The sequence below is a fragment of the Exiguobacterium sp. s129 genome (genome assembly GCF_018617585.1).
Classification (GTDB): Bacteria; Bacillota; Bacilli; order Exiguobacteriales; family Exiguobacteriaceae; genus Exiguobacterium; species Exiguobacterium aestuarii_A.
In genome coordinates, this window is the sequence record NZ_JACSKL010000002.1 from 361,186 (window position 1) to 381,944 (window position 20,759).

Sequence of the window (20,759 nt, forward strand, 5' to 3'; positions counted from 1 at the left end):
GGATTCGTTCACTTACGCAATGCCTTTACTTTCGGTAAGATACTGCGAAGTTCGAGATATGGTGTTTTATCATGTGTACTCAAATCTTCTGGATCGTACTGTGACAAGAAATCGATGACCTTTTTCGTGATTGGTGTCGGTGTAGATGCGCCAGACGTCACGGCGACGGTCTCGACACCCTCGAGCCAGTTCAAATCAAGTTCGCTCAAATCGCCGATGCGATATGCATTTGTGCCGGCAATCTCTTTAGAGACTTGCGCCAAACGATTCGAGTTATTTGATTTTGGATCGCCGACGACGATTAATAATTCGCAGTCTCCGGCTTGTTCGGCTACGGCTTCTTGACGAACTTGAGTCGCATTACAAATTTCGTTATGCACTTCAACGTGTGGATAGCGGGACTGAATCGTCTCAATCAGTGCAGAGACATCCCATTGACTCATCGTCGTCTGGTTCGTCACGAGAATTTTCCGGTCGAATAACCGACTCGGTAACTGATCGATTTCATGTTCATATTGAATCAAATGAACATGGTTCGGTGCGACTCCAATCGCGCCCTCTGGTTCTGGGTGGCCATGTTTCCCGATATAGATGACATCATATCCTTCGGCCGTTTTTTCCCGGATCAAGTCGTGTGTGACAAGGACGTCAGGACAAGAGGCATCGACAATCGTCAATCCTTTTTCAATGGCACGTTTCCGAACGAGTGGGGAAATCCCGTGCGCCGTGAAGACGACCGTTCCGCGGTCGATCGTTTCAAGCGCCTGCATCCGGTCCTCACCGTCAACCGTTTTGACACCGAGGTCCTCGAACGCCTGTGTGACGTGACGATTATGGACAATCATTCCGAGTATATGAATCGGGCGTGGCAAATCTGGATTTGCAACCGCCTCATTTGCGAGTTTCATGGCATCGACGACACCATAGCAATATCCGCGTGGACTAATTTTTTTAACTTTCATATGAAGACGAAGGCTCCTTTCGAAGTGCTTTCATACGTATTAGTCTAACATTGTTTCGAAAATACGAAAAGATTTGCGTGTATTCATGCTATAATTTTTAGGTTAGAAAGGAGGGACATCGTGAATCGAATGAAACAGTTGCGTGAACTTAAAAAATCATACTTTTTCCAAATTACGTTTATCATCATCATTATTTTAGCACTTGTTATCTCGTCGCTTGCATTCTCTGCTGATCGCGTCACGGTGTCTCGTGCAGAAGAGCTGGCGAAAGAGCAATTTGACTATGCGATTGACGATAGTATTGAAAATGTCGAGTCCCGACTCGGTAAATTGTATGAGGACCTGGTTTATCTTGGAGCTTACGTCGGAAACGAACCATGGATTGAAGAACGTATCCGGACAGGATATTTAAGTCAACGAACGAGTTTTACATCGATTTTCTATTATGATGTCAGCAAGAATTCGTTTAAATGGTATTCTGAGCGTCAAGTTTCCTCTTCTGTGATCAAACGTGACCCCAAGTTCGCAGAAGTATTGACTGCGAGTGGAAAAGAACTATATATGAGTGACCCTATCATGATTAGTGGGGACATGGGAACGTTCTTATATGTTCCTGTCATTGAAGACAACCGACCAATCGGTATTTTTGGTGGAAGCATCAGTGTGCTCAACTCTGACTTGTACCGACGGTCGCTGGAGTCAGCGAATGATGATATGATTCTTTACCTGTTAGATGAACAAGGAGAAGTGTTGACGACTTCATTCAACTTGGTCACAGATGCAGAACGTCGCGTATCACGTGAAGTCATTGACGACGTTTTAGGACGGAGTACACGTACGATTTTAAGTACAGAAGAAGACACGATGATGTACGAACCGGATGCACGAGTCAGTGGCTGGAGCATGCTTGCAAAACATCAGAACGACTCTGTATATGAGACGGTCTACGATACGCGTTGGCAGTATTTGATGATTGCACTTGTGACGTTCTTCTTGAGCATCCTTGTCGGATTGTTGCTCTCGCGAACGTTGACGAACCCGCTCGTCGAACTTGTCAATCAAATCAAGAAGCAACAGTCACTCGGTGCCATCACGCTTGAGAGGACCGGTTCAAAAGAAGTTGAGACGTTACTGGATACGTATAACGATTACGCCCAGCGGATGGAAACATCAAGGCGTGAACAGTTGAGCCAGCAACAATTGATTTTGCATCAAGAAAAGCTAGCGTCACTTGGACAATTGGCAGCCGGGATTGCCCATGAGATTCGAAACCCGCTCACACCGGTGCATATCACCTTACAGTTGGCACGAGAAGGACAAAGCAATAAAGACATGGTAGACGTCGCCATCAAAGAGTTGGAGCGGGCGAATGATTTAATCTCGACGATGCTGACACTCGCCAAACCTGATCAGGCAGGAAGAGACGAAGAATGGATTGATATGTTAGACTTTGCGAAGCGACTCGAATTCTTGATGGATGCTGAATGTTACAAGCGTCCGACCAAGTGGGAATTACTCGTTCCGAATGACATGCCTCCTTTCTATGCCTCGTTTGATATGCTCGTTCAAATCATCTATAACCTGTTCAAAAACGCGGTCGAGGCTGTCGAGTCGAAAGGCGCAGAGGGAAGTGTTGTCGTGACCGTCCTCTTTACGGAGCAGGAATATCGGTTCTTAATTGAAGATAACGGGATTGGCATGACGGAAGAACAACTCAAGACAGTCGGTTCGGCATTCAACACGACGAAAGACAACGGAAACGGTCTTGGGATTTACATGATTCATGAATACTTGAAGAGTGTGAACGGATCGATGGAGATTGATAGCGTCGTCGACAAAGGAACGGCGATGTTGATCAAAATTCCAAGGAGAGATCCATCATGAAAACCCTCAAACACTATTGGCTTTGGTTACCAATCGTCTGGGCCATGACGATCCTACTGATCACATCGATTCAATTACCGGAGCAAAAAACAGATGAAAGAGAAGTCGGATTCGTGTTCGTCAGCGATAAACATGAGCATGCGAACAAGCTGTTAGACTCATTCGTTCATACGGCCAACCAAAAAGGATTTATCCCGATTCCTACGACGAGTGAAGATTCACGCGTGTTAGAAAAAGAAAAATTGGACTCCTTGATTGACCGGGGTGTCGAGGCCATCTTCTTGACGACGCTCGATGACACGTTCATCCAACCGTCGTTAGAACGTGCAAAACGAGAAAATATTCCGATTATTGCGATTGACCGGATGATTGATCATCCGAGTGTCTTGACATCGGTCGTCTCTGACAATGTCGATATCGGTCGGATGGCAGCGGAACAAATTGCCGCGAAATATAGCGACCTGGATCGACCGATTCGTGTCGTCGAAGTGAGGGGTACGCCGAAGGTACGCTCCACGATGGACCGCAGTCTTGGGATTCGGGAGTATGAAAAAGCGAATGCCGACCAATTCGAGATCATTGCCTCCATCACGGGGAACTATGATACATTCCAAGCAGAGATTGAGATGTCACGTTGGTTAGAAGAAGAAATTCCGTTTGATGCTGTCTTTTCGCACAATGACGATAATACGTTCGGCGTCGTCCGAGCTTTTGAAAGTCATGACTTATCGGACAAGACGATTGTATCGGTAGACGGCATTTCTGATATTTATCCACTCATTCAAAATGGGAAAGTCAATGCGACTGTCGTACAGTCGCCAAACGAGATGATGGAAGTCGGCTTCAAAGCGCTCGAACAACATTTAAATGGAAAGAAAATTGCCAAGCATTATTATTCATCGAGTTATTTATATGAAGGCGTGGCAAAAGATTGATTGACAAATGATTTGATTCCGCTATGCTAGGAAAAGTGGAAAGAAACAGGAGGTGTATCGATTGAACAGCTTCCAACAGTTCAAATTGCTACCGTTTATGATCGATGCGTTAACAGAAAAACGCATCACGAAACCGACCGATATACAAGCACGGATTATTCCGGCTGCACTGAATGGTCGAGATATTATTGGGAAATCACAAACAGGAACGGGGAAAACACTTGCGTTCCTATTACCGATTGTAGAAGCAATCAACCCAGAAGAGGAATCTGTCCAAGCGATCGTTGTCGCACCGACACGTGAACTCGCATGGCAGATTCATGAAGAATTAAAATCAATCCTCATTAAGAATCCGGATTACATCAAATCAAGTTTGATTGTCGGAGGAACAGACCGCGAACGTCAAATCGATAAGATGAAAAATCCACCACAACTCATTATCGGGACACCGGGACGAATCCTTGACTTGATGAAAGCACAAGCATTGTTCCCGCATAAAGTGACGCATTTCGTTGTCGATGAAGCTGACCAAATGCTCGATATGGGATTCTTGCCGGAAGTTGACCGCATCGCGCAATCACTTCCAGAAAAACTTCAAACGATGGTCTTCTCAGCGACAATCCCTGAGAAGCTCGAGCCGTTCTTGAAGAGATACTTGCATGATCCACGTTTCGCTGAAGCGAGCCCAGAACATCGTGTCGCACCAAAAATCAAGCACCATGTCATCCCGGTACGTCACCGTGATCGTAAGGAATTGACTGTCGAAATTGCGAAAGCAATCAATCCGTTCGTCTGTCTCGTATTTACGAATACGAAGCAAGAAGCGGATGAATTAGAGACATCATTCCGTGAAGCGGGATTGAATGTCGGTACGTTACACGGGGACATGCAGGCACGTCGCCGTAAACAAGCCATTAAGGACATTAACGATGCGAAGTATCAGTACGTGATTGCTACAGACTTGGCGGCTCGAGGAATCGACATCTCAGGCGTTTCTCACGTCATCAACCATGGGATTCCGAAAGACCTTGACTTCTACACGCACCGTGTCGGTCGTACAGGTCGTGCTGGCGCTTCTGGTGAGGCATACACGTTGTATGAAGACCATGAAAATGGACCGATCAACCGACTCGAAGAACGAGGGTTCGAATTCACACACGTGGACTTGCGTAATGGTTCGATTCAGCCAATCAAAACACGTCGTCGTCGCCAAACGGACCGGAAGATGAAAGTGTCGCATACGGCACATAGTCGTATGGCCGGTGAAATCAAGAAGGCGAAGAAGAAAGTCAAACCTGGCTATAAGAAGAAATTTAAGTATAAGTTAAAAGAGACGGCTTCACGCGAGCACATGCAACAGCAACGCTCGGATCGTCGTGCCGCTCGTAAGAAAAACAAGCGTTAATCGTTTGAAGAATCGACTTCTTGGAGTCGGTTCTTCTTTTTGTGTAAACTGAAGATAGAAGCTTATGAAGGGAAGATGATGATGTTAAAAATAGGTTCACACGTTTCGGTATCAGGTAAAAAAATGCTACTTGCAGGTAGTGAAGAGGCTGTTTCATACGGGGCGAATACGATGATGGTGTATACGGGTGCTCCTCAAAATACACGTCGAAAGCCGATTGAAGATTTGAATATCGAGGCGGCACTCACACATATGGCTGCTCACGATATCGAAGAGATTGTCGTCCATGCACCTTATATCATTAACCTCGGAAATACGACAAAACCTGAAACGTTCGAATTGGCCGTTTCATTTTTGACACAAGAGTTGAAGCGTGCTGAAGCACTCCAAGTTGCTCGCCATGTCGTTCTTCACCCAGGGGCTCATGTTGGTGCCGGGGAAGAAATTGGTCTTGCCCGTATCATTGAAGGACTGAATGAAGTGTTGACTGGCGACGAACAAGTAAAGATTGCGCTTGAGACGATGGCAGGGAAGGGAAGCGAGCTCGGAAAGACGTTTGAAGAATTGGCGACAATCATAGACGGCGTCACACACAATGACCGTCTCTCTGTCTGTTTCGATACGTGTCACGTACATGATGCAGGATACGACTTAGTCGGTGATTTGGACGGAGTGATTGAAGAATTCGATCGAATCGTCGGTCTCGACCGTCTCGGTGTGATTCATGTGAATGATTCAAAAAACGTGCGCGGTGCGAGGAAAGACCGGCACGAAAATATCGGGTATGGTGAGATTGGGTTCGATACATTAAATCGAATCATTCATCATGAGGCATTTTCACACCTTCCAAAAATTTTAGAGACGCCATACATCCCGGTTAGTGAAAAAACGAAAGTGGCACCTTATAAACAAGAGATCGAGATGTTCCGTGCGAATCAATTTGATCCTGAATGGCGTGAACGTTTCACGCTTTCTCATCAATAAACGATGGCAATCCTTCAGGTCGATCCAAATCAATATGATGTCTGGAACGCATTCCCGACCTATTTTCTTGAACAGAGTCCCGTTTATGTGAAAGGGTCCGTGACGACCCCGACAGCGTTCATCGAAGTGGTGGGACATGGGATTGTGGCAGAGGCAGAGGTATTGTTAGAGGAATTGATCGAGCAACCTGACGATCCATACTGGCTTGGCGCTAAAAAGGAAGAAGTGGCGACGTACAGTTTGGTCGATTTAATCCAACTTCATTTTCACCACCCGCTTTTGAAAATAGGGATGTATGAAGCGGATGAACCGTACGAATCGATTCATCAGAAATGGATGGATGGGTACCATGTTCCCTCATCGAAATGGACAAAAGAGAATTATGAAGCACATTTGTTTCGGGAGAAGTTTGTCGCCCCGTACGCTCCGGTGACAACATGCTCAGTTTGTGAGATCAATCTTTTTGAACGATACGGAAACGATGCATCGAAACTGATGGAATATCACCTTCAAGATGACCACGGGATTTGGGTGTGTCCGACCTGTCATAAAGCGATTCATACGTTAGACTAAAAAAACGATGCCTGAGAGGCATCGTTTTTTTAGAATGGCCAGTTTGCCACGACGAATTGATATACTTTCATCCCGAGGAAGACCCCGAAGATTCCGACGACACCTGGTAACACAGGCGGGGCTGGCAATGGCAATTTGAGTGCCGTGAAGATGGCACCACAAATCAAGCCAGCGAGTAATGAAAGTAGAATTTCTTGCATGTATAATTCCTCCGTCTCTTCTGGTGAAAGCGCTTTATAATGACTGAACCGCATTTATTATACAATGACTTTCTCTTTTTGAGAAGTCTAACATCAGTCATCCGTCATTTTCTCATTTTCAGCTCGGAGTCGTAAAACTTCCCGCTCAGCCCAATTTGAAGGCTCTCGTTCAAATACGCTAGGAATGTTGTTCCAACGCCCTCCGGTATATTGATGAATGATAATTTGAGACTGAATCTCTTCTTCATTATTTTCGCGTTTTACATATACATAACGACCATCAGAACGTTGTCTTCTCGCCTTCACGTTATCGACAAGTTGAAGTGCCATCATATCTTTGATGTACGTTTTATGCGATGCATTGAGGATTGGAAAGAGAATCTCGATTCGCTTCTTCATGTTGCGTGTCATCCAGTCTGCGGAAGAACAGTACAAGTCTTCTTTTCCGTTTTGATAGAAATAAAAAATACGTGAGTGCTCGAGATACCGATCAATGATGGAGATGACTCGAATGTTTTCAGAGACGCCTTTGATTCCTGGTCGTAAGCAACAGATTCCTCGAATAATTAAGTCGATTTTTACACCTGCGGACGAAGCATCATACAATTTTGTGATGATGGCCCGATCTGTAATCGAGTTCATCTTCGCAACGATTCTACCGTTCCCGTACTTCTCGTGTAATTTGATTTCATCTTCAATTTTGTTGAGGAAGAAGTCTTTCATATCATCAGGTGACGTCTCGAATTGGTGCCAAGACGGTCGTTCTCCATAACCGGATAGCCAGTTGAAAAAGTTCGTGGCATCCTCGGCAAGCTCTTCGTTTGTCGTCAAGAGTCCGATATCCGTGTACAGTTTTGCCGTGGAGTCGTTATAGTTGCCCGTTCCGAGGTGAATGAACCGTTGCAACACACCACCTTCTAAAATACGTACGACGAGTGTGATTTTTGAATGCGTCTTAAGTTCTTTATAGCCGTAAATGACGTGGGCGCCCGCTTTTTCAAGTTGTTTGGCCCATTGAATATTTTTCTCTTCGTCAAATCGTGCTTTCAATTCGACGAGGACGGTCACTTGTTTACCGCTCTCGGCCGCATCGGTCAAGGCCTTGATGATCGGAGAGTCACCGGAGACCCGATACAGCGTTTGTTTAATCGCCAGTACGTTCGGATCTTTAGCGGCTTGGACGATGAATCGTACGATTGGATCGAACGAGTGGTACGGGTGGTGAAGAAGATAATCTTGTTTGGCGATACTTTGGAATAAATCTTTTCCGGATTCGAGACCTTCCGGGATAAATGGGATCAACGTCTCATTGATCATGTCGTCATATTCTATCCCGATTTGACTATATATACCGAACAGGAAGGTCAAATCAATCGGACCATCCACAATGAAAATATCACGGTCGTGCAAATCAAGCACATCTTGAAGCATGAATAACAGTTCTTTTCGTAATGAGCGTTGCTGCACTTCGAGCCGGATGGCGACCCCATAGCGGCGTTTTTTCAGCTCTTTTTCAATTTGTTTCAACACATCGCGACTCCCTTCCTCATGGAAAGGCATATCCGCGTTACGGGTAATCCGGAACGGCATCGTCGATTCGACGACAAACCCTTTAAATAAGGAATCGATAAATTGAATGATCAAATCTTCGAGCAAAATCAAATCGGTATGTTCCTCGTCGTCCGTAGGCAGTTCAAGATAACGGGGGAGGACGGAAGGTACTTGAACGAGGGCGAGTCGCTTTTTCCCTTCGCCATTCGAAGCGATTTCGACGGCAATATTTAATGATTTTGATAACAACATCGGGAAAGGACGGTAGGCGTCGACGGCAATCGGTGTGAGAACCGGGAAGACGTGTGTACGGAAATACTCTTTCACGAAGTCTTGTTGTGTCTTGTTCAAATGTTTCGTGCGCAAAAAACGCACGTTTTGATTGGATAACTGTTTCGTGATTTTCTTATACGTCGCATATTGTGTCTCGACAAGTTCTTGAGCACGCATCGAGATAGCTTTAATCTGTTGCTTCGGAGTGAGTCCTGTCTTGTCTTCTGGACGATTAAATCCTGCAAGCACCTCATCTTTCAAACCTCCGACACGAACCATGTAAAACTCATCTAAGTTTGAACTGAAGATTGCTAGAAACTTCAGCCGTTCCATGAGCGGATTACGATCGTCCACCGCTTCTTCGAGGACACGTTCGTTGAAGTCGAGCCAGCTAAGTTCCCGATTGTTGAAATGTTCGTACGTATAGTCGGGCATGTTTATTCCTCCTCGTTCAAGACAATCTCAATCGATTGGTCGATTGCGCGTTCTAAGTGTTTTTTGTGTCGAGTGCTTCGTTGTAACTCAAAGCGGGCAGACCCGTTCGTATCTAATGAGAGTGTAAGACCATCTTTTGAGCTAGAGACGTGGATGTCCGTGACGATTTGGCGCTCAGTCAAATCAAGTGCATCGACAAGTTTGACAATTGAACCGAGCAATTCAAGACTCTTCAACAATTTGTGGTCAAACCACTTCGGAAAGGCCTCGATATGTTGTTCTAACACGCGTTTTGATTTAAATGATGTAACAAGCGCGAGTGCGAGCCGGTCTTCATTATTCAACCCTTTGAAATCATTCGTCGTGATCAAATGGAACGTGTGGTCGCTCTTATTGTTATGGTCGATATATTCCCCAACATAAGCGAGACGACAAGCACCCTCGAGTAGACCTGGTTCGAACGGTTTCGGTTTGATGGCCTTCTCTTCAATCAGTCCGGTATACAGCTGACGAGCCAATCGAATCAAGTGTTGGTGGCGGGTCGGGTTCACATCATATTGTTTTTCAAAATGTCGAAAGCTTTCTTCTTTCACATCGGCAAACCGCACTTTATCATGCTCATGTAAATAGTTCTCATAAAACAATCCTTCTCGAAGTCCGTTATTGCTCATCGTGAACTCCGGAACTTTCAAATATTTCGCCAGTTCGCCGATTGCTGTGACAGCCGGGGCGATGATGTCGACACGATCTTTTGACAATCCATCTAATCGTCCGAGTTGCTTACTCGACATGTCGACGATTTCATCCACGACTTCTTCGAGTTGATCGGATGAAATCGTATATTGATGGATTCCTTCAAGTGGGAAATTCGACATGGTCTGTTCGACGCGAACTAAGTTACGGGCTGTTCCTCCGACGCCGACAAGCGGGACGCCATGAGGTTCTAACCATTCGATTTCTTTAAATGCTTTCTTTAAGTATGAGGTCAACGCTTTGCGTTCGTCTTTGGTCATCGTATCGTCTTTCATGAACTCTTTCGTCAAGGTGACGGCTCCAAATGGGAAGCTATGATAAAAGACAAGCTCACGATTCTGGAAATAGGTGACTTCCATTGATCCCCCGCCGATATCGACAGAGTAACCGTCTTCAACATATGTCGAATTGACAATGGCAGAGTACCCATAGAATGCTTCTTCGTAATCACTTAGTAAGCGAATCGTCATACCGGTGGCGTTTTTCACTTGCTGTAAGATATCATCCGAATTGTTTGCATTTCGGATGGCCGCTGTCGCGACAGGAAGAACATCAGTAACGATATGATAATCGTTCAATTCTTTAAAATGCCGAAGCGTATCGATCAAAGCAGCGACTCCGTCCTCTGTCATTTCATTCGAGTCACTAATATGACTAGATAAACGAGCTACTTCTTTCACGTTTAGGCGCTCGAAATATTGTCCTTCCTCGTTGACTTCAAAGATGACATTCCGAATCGAGTTGGATCCGATATCGATGACTGCAAGTTTCTTTTCCATAAAACCATCCCCTTCATATCTTTAGTGTAATCGACAAGGTTTTGGACGAACATATGATTTACGTGAATTTAAAACATTTTGATTAACGAAAACGGTCTCGCTTGAAGGCGTGCCGGATATTCTGTATAATACAAACGCCTAGAAAGTAGAAATGATTACGATTTATCAAATGAGAGAAGGGATTAGATGACAGCATCCGTCGTCAAATTAAACGATGTGTCTTATTACTATGATGGGACACCGGCCTTACAACAAGTTTCGATTGATATTCGACAAGGGGACTTCGTCGCAATCGTTGGAGAAAACGGTTCTGGGAAGTCGACATTGATTCGAACGATTCTTGGTTTACTACAACCACAACAAGGATCCGTTGAACTGTTCGGAAAGCCAATTTCGCAGTTTAAAGATAAGTCTCGTATCAGTTACGTTTCCCAAAAAGCGGCTTCATTTAACTCGGGATTCCCGGTTACGGTTGAAGAAGTTGTGGCGATGGGGAGATATGGCCGCCTCGGTTTATTCAAGCGTCTAAAAATGGAGGATCAGGCAGCGATTCAAAATGCGCTTGAGACGGTCAACATGTGGCAGTTCCGCCATCGTAAAATTGGGGACTTGTCAGGAGGTCAACAACAACGCGTCTTTATCGCGCGGGCAATGGTCAATCAACCTGATTTATTGATTTTAGATGAGCCAACGGTTGGTGTGGACCAGAAACACTTACAAGACTTTTATGAAGTGTTGCATATGCTCAGGGAACACACGACGTGTACGTTCGTCCTCGTCACCCACGATTTAAACGTCGTGACGGACCTCGTCACGAAAGTCGTCCATCTCGACCGTGGGCGTTTGGCGTGTAATTGTGGTCTTCGAGAATATAGCGAGCTCGGTGAACTGGCGTCATCCATTAAGCCATATCCCGTGAAAGTGCTTGTCCATGAGGGTACAACATGATTGCAGACCTTTGGACATACAGTTTTCTACGTTATGCGTTCATTGCAGCGCTTGTCATTGGTTTCACAGCACCGCTCATCGGCTCGTTTATCGTCGTCAGACGAATGAGCTTAATTGCTGATGCCCTGTCCCATATGACGCTTGCCGGTATTTCATTCAGCTTGTTTCTCGGGCAATACATCGCCTTGTTCGCTGATCTCAATCCGCTCTATATGGGAACGTTGATTTCGGTATTGGCGGCCCTCGGACTCAATTGGTTACGAAGTAAATATGTTCACTTTCAAGAATTATCGATTCCCATCATGATGTCAGCTGGGATGGGACTGAGTGCTATTTTCATTTCGCTCTCTAGAGGGTTCTCCGTGGATTTGTCGACGTTATTATTTGGATCAATCTCCGCAGTGAGTCAGTCAGATATCACCTTGATTGTCAGTGTGGCGATCTTAACGGTCCTTGTAATCTTTATCTTCTATAAACAGTTATTGTTCTTGTCATTTGATGAAGAACAAGCGAAAGTCTCGGGACTTCCGAGCACATTGCTCCATCTATTGTTCATGTTCATCGTGGCACTTGTCATCGCTGTCAGTATGCGAATCGTCGGTACGCTTCTCGTATCAAGTTTGATTACGCTACCTGTCGCAGCGGCGTTACGTTTCACCTCAAGTTTCAAACAGACAATCCTTTGGTCCATCATCTTTGGTGAAGTTGCGACAATCGGTGGACTTGTCCTTGCTTACGACCTTGATGTCGCACCAGGTGGGGTCATCGTGTTGATCGCGGTCGGTATCTTGGCGGGTGTCATGATTCTTGAGAAAGTGATGAGTTTCAGGAAAAAGGAGGTACAACATGAATGAGACTGAACAATTGAATCGTCTTCGTGCAACTTCTTTAAAGGTTACGCCGAAACGTCTTGAGATGTACGCCTTTCTCTCTGAAGAAGATCGCTATGTCAGCGCCAAAGACGTACTGGAATACATGCGCGATAAGCATCCGACGATGAGTTTTGATACAGTTTATCGAAACCTCAAATCTTTTGCTGAGGAAGGGCTACTCGAAGCGACAGAGCTTGAAGGTGAAAAGTCGTTTCGCGTCACATGTAGCGCATCGCACCATCATCACCATTTGATTTGTCGAAGTTGCGGAAAGACAAAACTACTTGATTTGTGTCCGATGCGTTTTGTAGAGACAGTGGATCCTGAATTTGAAGTGGTCGATCATAAATTTGAGATATATGGGTATTGTAAAGAATGTAAGCAAAAGGGATTGAATTGATTCAATCCCTTTTTTGTATCGAAAGGGGGAAGTCAGATGATTTACACAGCGAAAGAAATCAAACAGATCGATCAAACCGCCAGTCAAAACGGGATGCCCGAGACAGTATTGATGGAACGAGCGGCTTCGGCAATCATGCCGAAGATGCAGATAGACTCTTCTTCAACGATTCTAGTGATTTGTGGGAAAGGCAATAACGGCGGAGACGGATGGGTTGTCGCGAGAGAACTTGCGGTGAAAGGTCACAACGTGAGCGTTTGGTCACCACTCGGTGAAAGTAAATCTGAGGCGGCATCGACACACGCGACTTATGCGGCATCATTCGTTCAAATTATTGAGCAACCGATTGCTACGGACGTCATCATTGATGCGTTGTTCGGTGTCGGACTCTCAGGACCCGTTTCAGGAAAAGCGAGAGACGTCATTGAATGGATCAATGAACAATCGGCAGAGGTATTGTCGATTGACGTTCCTTCCGGTATGCCGAGTGACCACGCTCGTGAGTTTGATGGTCTGGCTGTTCAGGCGGCCCGTACTTATTCTTTACATGGCTATAAGCGGACAGCTTTTTTAAACCGTACTGCACCTTATTTTGGACAGCTCGAACGAATCGATATCGGGCTCCCGCATACATCGGACTGGAACGTATTGACCGAATCTGATTTTGATCAATCGCTTTTAGAGAGAGACCGATTCAGTCATAAAACGGATTATGGGCACGGCATATTGATTGGGGGGAGTCGTCATCTCCTCGGAGCCCCATTTATGGCGGGTCGCGCAGCACTTCGTTCCGGGATTGGCTTGTTAAACCTCTCGATTCCAAGGGAGGCAAGTCCTCTCATTTCGACGTTACCCGAAGCGATGTACGACCAACATACGGACCGTTTAGAAAAAACATACGACGCGATTGCAATCGGTCCTGGAATGGTGGAAGGCGAGGGTTTGGACTTGATTTGGCAACAAGTGACTCGGCAATCGTGCCCCGTCATCGTTGACGCGGGTGCACTATCGACTAAGCGACTTGAAGCACGAGGACCGCTCATCCTCACGCCGCACCCTGGTGAATTTTCTAAATTGACAGGTCGATCAGTTGAAGAGATTGAAAGTGACCGTTTCACCATTGCTGCCGAATTTGCAATAGAGCACCGTGTCCACCTGATTTTAAAAGGGACGTATACCCTTATCGTGGCACCCGATGGAACAGGCGCGGTCAATACAGTGGAAGCCTCTGCCTTAGCCAAAGGAGGGAGCGGCGACGTGTTAACAGGGATTTTGCTCGCGTTATGGGCGAGAGAAGGTGGGTCATGGTCACCAAATGAACAAGCAGTCCTTTGGCACGCGCTCGCAGCCAAATCGATCAGTCAAACGATTCATCCAGCAAGTGTACTCGCAAGTGACGTGATTGAAGAACTCGGCCGCATCTAATTAAAAAAGGCAATCCCGTTAGCTGAACGGGATTGCCTTTTAGCGTTGGTTAAGAACTATTTGTTTTTCGATATGCGCAATCTGGTGATGCGCTTCACGCCATGTTGAGATACGTGTCACACCTTCAGGTAGCACTTTCCGATTGTAAGGTGCATCGAACAATAGGACGGGGATAGACGTTTCTTCGTGGATCGATACCGCATTTTCATAACGGTCCTCCATGAATAATTCGAGTGACAAGTCTTTGACGACATTGATTTTATCGTGTGATCCGGTCATCACGAGTGAATCGAGTGGAAGTCGGTGACTCGTAATCCATTCTTCTGTGACAGGACGAACCGCCTCGCTTCTTGCAGTGACGTAGTGAAGGTGATGTTGTTGTTTCAACTCCCATAATACGTCCAATACATCGGAATGGGGAAGGGATCGACGATAGATTGCTTCCTCATGTCCTTCTTCAATCATAAACTTCCAAAACTCATGCTGTCCCATCGTGGTGTAAGTATGCAGCTCATACTCCGTCGCACGATGATAATCAATGGAATACCCAAGTGATTCATTCATATATATAAAGCAACTTCTAGGGTCTGTTACGGTCCCATCTAAATCAATGCCGATTCGCATCTCATCACTCCTCCTCACATGCCCTCTATTCTATCAAAAACCCGCACGGTTGCAACCGTGCGGGTAAGGTGATTCATTAGTTTGATTGATTGGCAAGCTCTTGTTCTTCGCGCTCGCGTTCAGCGATCTTCTCAGCAGCAATCGCGTCGATTTCTTTTTTCAATTCCTCAACCATTGTTGCTTCAGGAACTTTACGGATAATCTTACCGTGGCGGAAAAGAAGACCTTCATTGCGGGCACCGGCGATACCGATGTCAGCCTCACGTGCTTCACCAGGGCCGTTTACCGCGCAACCAAGAACAGCAACTTTAATGTTGACGTTAATGTTTTGGATGTATTCCTCTACTTCTTTCGCGATCGAGATCAAATCGATTTCGATTCGACCACATGTCGGACAGGAGATTAATGTTGCGGCATTTGCTGCAAGACCAAATGACTTGAGCACTTCTTTCGCAACTTTTACCTCTTCGACTGGATCATCTGAAAGTGATACTCGTACCGTTGAACCGATTCCGAGTGAGAGGATTGCCCCAAGTCCTGCTGCTGATTTAAGTGAACCAGAGAAAAGTGGACCTGATTCTGTGATCCCGACATGGAGCGGGTAATCAAACGTCTTCGCAGCGAGCGTATACGCCTCAAGCGCCAAGTTCACGTCAGAAGCTTTGAGTGAAATGATTGTGTTATAGAATCCGAGATCTTCGAGAATTTTCACGTGGTGCATCGCACTCTCGACCATTCCTTGTGCAGTCGGGTAACCATACTTTTCAAGGAATTGTTTCTCGAGTGACCCGGCATTGACACCGATTCGAATCGGAATTCCTTTTGCCTTCGCGGCGTTTACGACCGCTTCTACTTTTTCCCGGCGACCGATGTTACCTGGGTTGATTCGAATTTTATCAACGCCACTTTCGATGGCTTTTAGGGCAAGCTTGTAATCGAAGTGAATATCGACAACGAGCGGGATGTTAATGCGGCTCTTGATTTCAGCGAGTGCGTCAGCTGCACGTTCGTCTGGACATGCCACGCGAACAACCTGACACCCAGCTTCTTCTAGACGCTTAATCTCGGCGACAGTTGCCTCGACGTCGTGAGTTTTTGTTGTAGTCATAGATTGAATGACGACTTCGTTCGATCCTCCGATAATCAAATTACCGACGCGAATCGGACGAGTTAATGAACGATGCAAAATTTCTGACATATACGTAATCTCCTTCTTTTGGAAAGATTCCAATCGATTTAAGAAAATAAGGTTTCTTCATTATCATAACGAAAAGAATGTGAAAAAGCATCTAGGATGCGTAATGGATGTGTGCTCTTTACAAACTCTAACGTTATCTTAACATCTACTTCATAATTTTCCACCGTCTCAAGACCGATATAAAGGCGAGAATAGAAAAAGAGGTGGCAACATATGAAATGGGGCTTCAAACGGAATCAAATGAAGGAAGCGAGAGAAAACAATCGACCGAATCGACATTATAAAATGGCACACCGCCTCCAATGGACGCTCATGCCGGTTATTTTACTAGTCTTTATCATGACGTTTGGTTGGTTCGCATTAAAGTCTGAACAACTCTTGTCCGCAGAAATCGAGCAACGTCTCGTCCGGGAAGTCACGGTCATGCGAGAAGCGGTAAAGACATCCTACAGTGCATACGTTGCAAACGAGAAGCAACTGAATCGTTCATTAAAATCTACTTATATGCAACAAGCTTCTATTCTATCGGGGGATGAATTCGAAGCCGCACAATTTTTAGTGCGTGGACAGTCTATTGAGCAATTGAGTGGACCAAAAGGGATGGAGAGAACAGAAACCTTGGAGAAAGTCGCATCGAAGACGAAACCGGAAGTGACAGAAACGGAGCGATACTTAATGGCATCTATCTCCATTCCTGAGTTAAAAGCGGATTATGTTCTCGTCGTAACGAAAAAATCGACACTTGGTCCGATGAATGAGCTACGACGATTGATCATTTATATCTTATTGATTTCGATGATTGGGATGGCAATCCTATTTACACGATTGATTCAGCGCGAAGTCAGACCGTTGAGTATACTTGCCAATTCATTGCGTCATGCCGTAGAATCGCGCCGATTCGATGATGTGTCACTCGGAGCAAAATCAAAGGAGATTCATATTCTCGAAACCGAGTTCAATATATTCATTCATTTATGGAATCAATCTATGGAAATGATGGGGAAGACGGCAAATGCGTTCCATCAAAGTCTTCCTGTCTTTAAACGGGAATTGATGAATAGTCATCATCAAGTGGAACAGTTCCAAGAAGTCGCAACCACTGTAGAACATACGAGTGATTCGTATCAGATGGTAACGAGCGACTCTACATCAAAAATGAAGGAAGTCACCGAACAAATCGAAATGCTTGGACGTCAAATGGACAGTGTCGATGAGCGGGGGAATCGCTTGAAGTCCATTTTACATGAAGAACTTGAAACATTTTCTTCTGTCAAAAACGCAAGTGAGTATGTTGAACACCAAGTGGGAAATATTCAGCAAAAACTAATCGAAAGCGAAGCCAACTCGTCAAAAGCGGATGAAGCGCTGAAGAGTATCCTCTCGGTTTCGGCAGCCACAAAGATGTTATCGCTAAACGCATCAATCGAAGCGGCAAGAGCGGGCGAGCATGGGAAAGGATTTGCTGTTGTTGCCAGTGAGGTGGGGAACTTAGCGAAAATGACAAATGAAGCGACACTTCTCGCGGTACATGCAATCGAAGCGCTGAACGAGGAGCGAAAGGATTTGTTAGTGGAAGTCAATGACTTTATCAATCAAGTACATGGATTAAAAGATGCCGTTTCACGAGTAGAGAGCGGAATTGGAACGATTGATCACGAAATCAAAGTGCAGTTAGGTGAGTTACAAACCATTACGGATCATACCTCACACACAGGTAGACAGCTTTTACACTTAATCGAATCAAATGAGCAACTACGAGAAATCAGTTCGTTACTTGAACAAAAATTAGGAGAGCTGAGCGAGGGAGTCGATCGATGGTCATACGTTCAATCTGCCTTACGTTCAGCAGGCGCAGATTTAGAAGACCAAAGCGAAGCGTTAAATCGAACGCTTGAGGATCTTTCACCAAAATAAAAAACAACGACGAGCGTTCACGAAGACGCTCGTCGTTGTTTTTTTTGAGGTACTTTTGTTAATGGATAGGTGATATATCCAAGTCCAATCACAAAGCCAATCGATATCAATGAAGGGTTCATGTGATACAAAATCACTAATAAAATCGTTGGAACGAGTGTCATCGACACTGCGTATGGCCAAGCTTGGCGGTAAGCCCACATGTTTTTGGAATAGACTCTTGTAAATAATTGAACATATAAAGCCATGAAAGCGACCCAGATTAAATAGAAAAAGAAGATGGCGAATCCGTGTAAGAAGAGCCACATCGGAATGAAAAAGTCAGGACGAATCACAATAAAGTCCAAGACGGTAATGAGTAACGTCAACACAAAAGTGGCTCCCATATAGGCGTGAAGTGGAGCGAGGCGGAGACGGAGGGCTCGTTTTGACGGCACTACGCTCGTTCGAATAAATGTAAAAATGGTGGACAACATGCTAAAAACTCCAATCTGTTATATTACAACATCCTTAAAATCATTAAAATTAGTACAGTGTTTTAATAAAACTTTTACATAAAACGTGTTTACATGAAGATGCCGATGAAGGCATAATGAGTAGGGCATTAAAAACCAAGCAAATCCAACCAATTCTTAATTAAAAGGAGTACAAAAATCGTGGAATACAATTTGCAAGAAATGTTATTCATGTTTTTTGGAGGTCTAGGGATCTTCCTCTTCGGGATCAAATCGATGGGAGACGGACTCCAAAAGTCTGCAGGGAATCGCCTGCGCGACATCCTAGATAAGTATACAACGAATCCATTCCTTGGTGTACTCGCCGGGATTATCGTTACTGTATTGATTCAATCTTCTTCAGGTACAACCGTTATTACGGTCGGACTTGTTAGCGCCGGCTTCATGACACTCCGTCAAGCGATCGGGGTCATCATGGGGGCAAACATCGGTACAACGGTGACGGCATTTATCATCGGATTCGATGTCGGTGAGTATTCACTCCCGATGATTGCAATCGGTGCAGTCTTACTCTTCTTCTTTAAGAAAGAGCGTTACCAACATCTTGGACAAGTCATCTTTGGACTTGGTGCATTGTTCTACGGTCTTGAGTTGATGGGAGACGGCATGCGTCCGCTCCGCTCAAGTGAGTATTTCATTGACTTGACGCAATCAATGAGTGACAATCCGTTCCTCGGTGTCATTGTCGGTACAGTATTTACAGTTATCGTCCAGTCATCTTCTGCAACAATCGGAATTTTGCAAGAGCTCTATGCAGGTGGTTCAATCGACTTGGATGCCGCTCTTCCAGTATTGTTTGGTGACAACATTGGTACGACAATCACTGCCATTTTAGCATCAATCGGTGCATCGGTTGCCGCACGTCGCGCAGCTGCAGCACACGTTATCTTTAACTTAATCGGAACGACAATCTTCATGATCTTGTTGATTCCGTTCACAAACTATATTTATTGGATTACAGACTTCTTGGCAATTGAAGACAAGATGCAAATTGCATTCGCTCACGGAACGTTTAACGTCGTCAACACATTCGTCCAATTCTGGTTCATTGGAACGATTGCTTGGATCGTAACGAAATTGGTTCCTGGTGAGGATTCAATCGTCGATACGAAAGCACAGCACTTGGACCCAATCTTCATTCAGCAATCTCCTTCGATTGCAGTGGAACAAGCGAAATACGAAGTCATCCGCATGGGAGATTTCGCAAAACTTGGTCTCGACGAAGCGCGCAACTATTTGACAACAGGAGATAAGAAGCACTCTGAAAAGTCTGCGCATATCGAAGAAGCGTTAAACTCGTTGAATGCGAAAATTACAGATTACCTTGTGAAATTGGCTGCGGTTGATTTGACTGAGCAAGAATCACAAGAGCACAAGACGCTCATGCATGCAATCAACGACATCGAACGTATCGGTGACCACGTTGAAAACATCATTGAGTTGATTGACTATAAGACTGCTACGAAAGTGACACTTTCAGCAGATGCTCAAAAAGAATTGACTGAAATGTATGACCTCACACGCGAAACGTTAGAGAAATCACTTCAGACGTTAGCGAGCGGTGACATGGTTGAAGCACGTAAAGTCATCGAAATGGAAGCGAAACTCGACATGCTCGAGCGTCAATTCCGTAAAAATCACGTTGTTCGTTTGAACACGGGTGCTTGTGATGGACAAGCAGGTATGTTCTTCGTCGACATGCTCTCAAACCTTGAGCGTATCGGTGACCATGCTATGAACATCACGGAAATCACACTCGAAGATGCAAACGAAGTGACGGTATAAAGATGAGGCACTCCAACTACGTGTTGGAGTGCTTTTCTTTTCAATGGAAAGGAATTTCCCTTGACAGTATGGAGCAAATTCAGTATATTATTACTGTATAACAACATGGCGGTGTAGCTCAGCTGGCTAGAGCGTACGGTTCATACCCGTGAGGTCGTGGGTTCGACTCCCTCCGCCGCTACTTATAAGGACCCTTAGCTCAGCTGGTTAGAGCAGACGGCTCATAACCGTCCGGTCGTAGGTTCAAGTCCTACAGGGTCCATTTTAAACAACTTTCATTTTGTGAAAGTTGTTTTTTTGTTTTCAATCTAAAATTCGTGGGTAAATAGTCGTTAGCATTTTGT

18 protein-coding genes and 2 tRNA genes are annotated in these 20,759 nt (G+C 45.1%); 13 read left to right on the forward strand and 7 right to left on the reverse strand.

Translation table 11 applies throughout. From position 1 onward, the window contains the following. Positions 1–8: 8 nt before the first annotated feature. Positions 9–962 (reverse strand): 4-hydroxy-3-methylbut-2-enyl diphosphate reductase, encoded by a 954-nt coding sequence (locus KNO92_RS04245; protein WP_214749202.1) that lies wholly within the window; start codon positions 960–962, stop codon positions 9–11. A gap of 129 nt (positions 963–1,091) precedes the next feature. Between KNO92_RS04245 and KNO92_RS04250 the strand changes: the two genes are divergently transcribed. From KNO92_RS04250 to KNO92_RS04270, 5 genes are all read left to right on the forward strand, one after another. Continuing rightward, a complete protein-coding gene (locus tag KNO92_RS04250; RefSeq protein ID WP_251127070.1) occupies positions 1,092–2,846 on the forward strand; it encodes a sensor histidine kinase in 1,755 nt (584 codons plus the stop codon). Beyond that, positions 2,843–3,781 carry a sugar ABC transporter substrate-binding protein gene (locus KNO92_RS04255; RefSeq protein ID WP_214760197.1) on the forward strand — a complete coding sequence of 313 codons (939 nt, stop codon included), beginning with the start codon at positions 2,843–2,845 and terminating at the stop codon, positions 3,779–3,781. Before KNO92_RS04250 ends, KNO92_RS04255 begins: the two co-directional genes overlap by 4 nt. Positions 3,782–3,842: 61 nt before the next feature. After that, complete coding sequence (locus tag KNO92_RS04260) at positions 3,843–5,186, forward strand: DEAD/DEAH box helicase (RefSeq protein ID WP_214693072.1); 1,344 nt, start codon at positions 3,843–3,845, stop codon at positions 5,184–5,186. An 81-nt stretch (positions 5,187–5,267) separates the two neighbouring features. Next, a complete protein-coding gene (locus KNO92_RS04265; RefSeq protein WP_214760242.1) occupies positions 5,268–6,170 on the forward strand; it encodes a deoxyribonuclease IV in 903 nt (300 codons plus the stop codon). A gap of 3 nt (positions 6,171–6,173) precedes the next feature. Further along, on the forward strand, positions 6,174–6,743 hold the full coding sequence (locus tag KNO92_RS04270) for a hypothetical protein (RefSeq protein ID WP_214760199.1): 570 nt from the start codon (positions 6,174–6,176) through the stop codon (positions 6,741–6,743). Between the two features lie 29 nt (positions 6,744–6,772). Here KNO92_RS04270 and KNO92_RS04275 read toward each other — a convergent pair whose 3' ends face one another. The 3 genes from KNO92_RS04275 to KNO92_RS04285 all read right to left on the reverse strand — a co-directional run bounded on the left by KNO92_RS04275 (position 6,773) and on the right by KNO92_RS04285 (position 10,734). Beyond that, positions 6,773–6,943: a DUF1427 family protein gene (locus tag KNO92_RS04275; RefSeq protein ID WP_074033351.1), complete on the reverse strand. Its 171-nt coding sequence runs from the start codon at positions 6,941–6,943 to the stop codon at positions 6,773–6,775. Positions 6,944–7,036: 93 nt separating this feature from the next. Next, positions 7,037–9,202, reverse strand: coding sequence for an RNA degradosome polyphosphate kinase (locus KNO92_RS04280; protein ID WP_214693068.1), 2,166 nt, complete (start codon positions 9,200–9,202; stop codon positions 7,037–7,039). 2 nt (positions 9,203–9,204) lie between these two features. Continuing rightward, the gene (locus KNO92_RS04285; RefSeq protein ID WP_214760201.1) at positions 9,205–10,734 is read right to left on the reverse strand and encodes a Ppx/GppA family phosphatase; all 1,530 of its coding nucleotides are present in this window, start codon (positions 10,732–10,734) and stop codon (positions 9,205–9,207) included. Positions 10,735–10,920: 186 nt separating this feature from the next. On the opposite strand from KNO92_RS04285, the gene KNO92_RS04290 reads away from it, so the two are divergent. The 4 genes from KNO92_RS04290 to KNO92_RS04305 are packed head-to-tail and all read left to right on the forward strand — an operon-like array spanning position 10,921 to position 14,379. Next, positions 10,921–11,682: a metal ABC transporter ATP-binding protein gene (locus KNO92_RS04290; RefSeq protein ID WP_214693061.1), complete on the forward strand. Its 762-nt coding sequence runs from the start codon at positions 10,921–10,923 to the stop codon at positions 11,680–11,682. Continuing rightward, positions 11,679–12,536 carry a metal ABC transporter permease gene (locus KNO92_RS04295; RefSeq protein ID WP_214693059.1) on the forward strand — a complete coding sequence of 286 codons (858 nt, stop codon included), beginning with the start codon at positions 11,679–11,681 and terminating at the stop codon, positions 12,534–12,536. Before KNO92_RS04290 ends, KNO92_RS04295 begins: the two co-directional genes overlap by 4 nt. Further along, entirely contained in the window at positions 12,529–12,954 is a 426-nt protein-coding gene (locus KNO92_RS04300; RefSeq protein ID WP_214760203.1) for a Fur family transcriptional regulator, read from the forward strand. The genes KNO92_RS04295 and KNO92_RS04300 overlap by 8 nt, the downstream gene beginning before the upstream one ends. A 36-nt stretch (positions 12,955–12,990) precedes the next feature. Continuing rightward, positions 12,991–14,379, forward strand: coding sequence for an NAD(P)H-hydrate dehydratase (locus KNO92_RS04305; protein ID WP_214760205.1), 1,389 nt, complete (start codon positions 12,991–12,993; stop codon positions 14,377–14,379). A 39-nt stretch (positions 14,380–14,418) separates the two neighbouring features. On the opposite strand, the gene KNO92_RS04310 is transcribed toward KNO92_RS04305, so the two are convergent. Continuing rightward, complete coding sequence (locus KNO92_RS04310; protein WP_214760208.1) at positions 14,419–15,003, reverse strand: hypothetical protein; 585 nt, start codon at positions 15,001–15,003, stop codon at positions 14,419–14,421. 76 nt (positions 15,004–15,079) lie between these two features. Further along, positions 15,080–16,201 carry a flavodoxin-dependent (E)-4-hydroxy-3-methylbut-2-enyl-diphosphate synthase gene (ispG, locus tag KNO92_RS04315; protein ID WP_214693053.1) on the reverse strand — a complete coding sequence of 374 codons (1,122 nt, stop codon included), beginning with the start codon at positions 16,199–16,201 and terminating at the stop codon, positions 15,080–15,082. Between the two features lie 213 nt (positions 16,202–16,414). On the opposite strand from ispG, the gene KNO92_RS04320 reads away from it, so the two are divergent. Beyond that, positions 16,415–18,115 carry a methyl-accepting chemotaxis protein gene (locus tag KNO92_RS04320; protein ID WP_214760210.1) on the forward strand — a complete coding sequence of 567 codons (1,701 nt, stop codon included), beginning with the start codon at positions 16,415–16,417 and terminating at the stop codon, positions 18,113–18,115. Between the two features lie 17 nt (positions 18,116–18,132). Here KNO92_RS04320 and KNO92_RS04325 read toward each other — a convergent pair whose 3' ends face one another. Further along, entirely contained in the window at positions 18,133–18,591 is a 459-nt protein-coding gene (locus KNO92_RS04325) for a hypothetical protein (RefSeq protein ID WP_214760212.1), read from the reverse strand. A 180-nt stretch (positions 18,592–18,771) separates the two neighbouring features. Between KNO92_RS04325 and KNO92_RS04330 the strand changes: the two genes are divergently transcribed. The 3 genes from KNO92_RS04330 to KNO92_RS04340 all read left to right on the forward strand — a co-directional run bounded on the left by KNO92_RS04330 (position 18,772) and on the right by KNO92_RS04340 (position 20,677). Then, positions 18,772–20,415, forward strand: coding sequence for a Na/Pi cotransporter family protein (locus KNO92_RS04330; RefSeq protein ID WP_214693048.1), 1,644 nt, complete (start codon positions 18,772–18,774; stop codon positions 20,413–20,415). A 107-nt stretch (positions 20,416–20,522) separates the two neighbouring features. After that, a tRNA-Met gene (locus tag KNO92_RS04335) sits at positions 20,523–20,596 on the forward strand. Positions 20,597–20,603: 7 nt separating this feature from the next. Next, positions 20,604–20,677, forward strand: a tRNA-Ile gene (locus KNO92_RS04340). Positions 20,678–20,759 lie beyond the last annotated feature (82 nt).

Coding starts and splice junctions, on each gene's coding strand:
- KNO92_RS04250 (WP_251127070.1), top strand. CDS start 1,092: ATGAAACAGTTGCGTGAACTTAAAAAATCATACTTTTTCCAAATTACG.
- ispG (WP_214693053.1), bottom strand. CDS start 16,201: ATGTCAGAAATTTTGCATCGTTCATTAACTCGTCCGATTCGCGTCGGT.
- KNO92_RS04265 (WP_214760242.1), top strand. CDS start 5,268: ATGTTAAAAATAGGTTCACACGTTTCGGTATCAGGTAAAAAAATGCTA.
- KNO92_RS04285 (WP_214760201.1), bottom strand. CDS start 10,734: ATGGAAAAGAAACTTGCAGTCATCGATATCGGATCCAACTCGATTCGG.
- KNO92_RS04270 (WP_214760199.1), top strand. CDS start 6,174: ATGGCAATCCTTCAGGTCGATCCAAATCAATATGATGTCTGGAACGCA.
- KNO92_RS04255 (WP_214760197.1), top strand. CDS start 2,843: ATGAAAACCCTCAAACACTATTGGCTTTGGTTACCAATCGTCTGGGCC.
- KNO92_RS04305 (WP_214760205.1), top strand. CDS start 12,991: ATGATTTACACAGCGAAAGAAATCAAACAGATCGATCAAACCGCCAGT.
- KNO92_RS04325 (WP_214760212.1), bottom strand. CDS start 18,591: ATGTTGTCCACCATTTTTACATTTATTCGAACGAGCGTAGTGCCGTCA.
- KNO92_RS04295 (WP_214693059.1), top strand. CDS start 11,679: ATGATTGCAGACCTTTGGACATACAGTTTTCTACGTTATGCGTTCATT.
- KNO92_RS04300 (WP_214760203.1), top strand. CDS start 12,529: ATGAATGAGACTGAACAATTGAATCGTCTTCGTGCAACTTCTTTAAAG.
- KNO92_RS04320 (WP_214760210.1), top strand. CDS start 16,415: ATGAAATGGGGCTTCAAACGGAATCAAATGAAGGAAGCGAGAGAAAAC.
- KNO92_RS04310 (WP_214760208.1), bottom strand. CDS start 15,003: ATGCGAATCGGCATTGATTTAGATGGGACCGTAACAGACCCTAGAAGT.
- KNO92_RS04280 (WP_214693068.1), bottom strand. CDS start 9,202: ATGCCCGACTATACGTACGAACATTTCAACAATCGGGAACTTAGCTGG.
- KNO92_RS04245 (WP_214749202.1), bottom strand. CDS start 962: ATGAAAGTTAAAAAAATTAGTCCACGCGGATATTGCTATGGTGTCGTC.
- KNO92_RS04290 (WP_214693061.1), top strand. CDS start 10,921: ATGACAGCATCCGTCGTCAAATTAAACGATGTGTCTTATTACTATGAT.
- KNO92_RS04275 (WP_074033351.1), bottom strand. CDS start 6,943: ATGCAAGAAATTCTACTTTCATTACTCGCTGGCTTGATTTGTGGTGCC.